Here is a 1,639-nt window from a genome sequence, read left to right on the forward strand (position 1 = left end):
CCACAAATTTTTCTTTTCCTCGGACGGTAATTACTAACTCACGATCAACCGCAAGGTTATTTTCAATTGCGGACATCCCCTTTGTCTTTAATTCATTAGCAGTTATAGTATTCATGACAACCTCATTGTTAATATTGTTAATAATGCTATATATAGTATTATTAAAGTTTAAAGTCAAGCAGAAAAGAATTTCTAACATCGTCCGGCTACGCCCACAGGTAGTCCAATTTTTGCCGTTGGAAGCTGTGTTTGCGGCCGTTCACGGTGAGAATGGTTATGATTTGATTAATTTAAATTAGTCTATTATGATGGAGATATCACATGCAGATGATTACAGTGTTCAGAGCACGCCTCAGAACCCTAAGGACGAAGCAGTGGGTTGGTCAGGCAAAATTTAACTTTACCTGAAGGAGAAAAGAACAATGACCAGAGAAGAAATCATGAAAATTATTAAGGAAGAAAGTATCCATTATTTTCGCCTGCAGTTTGTCGACATCTTTGGCTTTATGAAAAATGTCTCCATTCCATTGAGCCAGATCGAAAAGGCATTGGATGGAAACATGATGTTTGATGGCTCATCCATTGAGGGGTTTGCCCGGATTCAGGAATCTGACATGTATCTGATTCCCGATTATGATACGTTCTGTATTTTGCCGTGGCGTAATCGTGAGGGCAAGGCGGCGGCCAGGATTATCTGCGATGTTTACAAATATGACCGGACCCCGTTTGAAGGTTGCCCCCGCGTGAACCTGCGGCGGGTAATAAAAGAAGCCGAAGAGCTGGGATATACTATGAATGTGGGCACGGAATGTGAGTTTTTCCTCTTTAACTATGATGAGGATGGGACTCCGACAACCGACACTATGGACACTGCCGGCTATTTCAGTGTTGATGCCGAGGATGACGGGATTGAATGTCGCCGGGAGATTATAGAGACCCTGGAAAAAATGGGATTTGAGATTGAAGCCTCCCATCATGAGGTAGCGGAAGGTCAGCATGAAATCAATTTCAAGTATGCCAATGCCCTGGAGGCAGCTGATAATACAGTTACTTTTAAATGGGTGGTGAAAACCATTGCCAAGCAATTTGGTATTCACGCTACCTTCATGCCAAAACCGGTATTCGGCATCAATGGTTCAGGGATGCACACCAATCAGTCGCTGTTTAATCTTGATGGTACCAATGCCTTTTTTGATGAAAACGGTCCTGAACAGTTAAGTGAAATTGCTTATCAGTATATTGCCGGGATTGCCAAAAACGCCCGGGGATTTTCCGCAGTAACCAATCCTTTAGTGAATTCCTATAAGCGCATGGTGCCCGGGTATGAAGCGCCGGTTTACGTTGCCTGGTCGGCCCGCAACCGTAGCGCATTGATGAGAATCCCCGCCTCCCGGGGACTGGGAACTCGGGTTGAGGTTCGCTGCCCTGACCCCACGTGTAATCCGTACCTGGCTTTTGCCATGATGTTTAACTCCGGCCTTGACGGGATTAAAAATAAACTGACGGCGCCGACTCCGGTTGATATGAATATTTTTGAGATGACGGCGGCGGAAAAAAATTCGGCCGATATTGACCTTATGCCGTCTTCACTGCTTGAGGCCATCGAAGAGTTTAAGGCCAATCCCCTGGCCCGTGAAAC

The 1,639-nt window shown here is 45.1% G+C and carries 1 protein-coding gene; it reads left to right on the plus strand.

The annotated features are described in order from the left end of the window. Positions 1–422 precede the first annotated feature (422 nt). A partial coding sequence (glnA, locus tag U9P07_12160; protein ID MEA2110157.1) for a type I glutamate--ammonia ligase occupies positions 423–1,639 on the plus strand: 1,217 nt, incomplete at its 3' end.

The organism is Pseudomonadota bacterium, from assembly GCA_034660915.1.
In the GTDB taxonomy this organism is placed as follows: domain Bacteria; phylum Desulfobacterota; class Anaeroferrophillalia; order Anaeroferrophillales; family Anaeroferrophillaceae; genus DQWO01.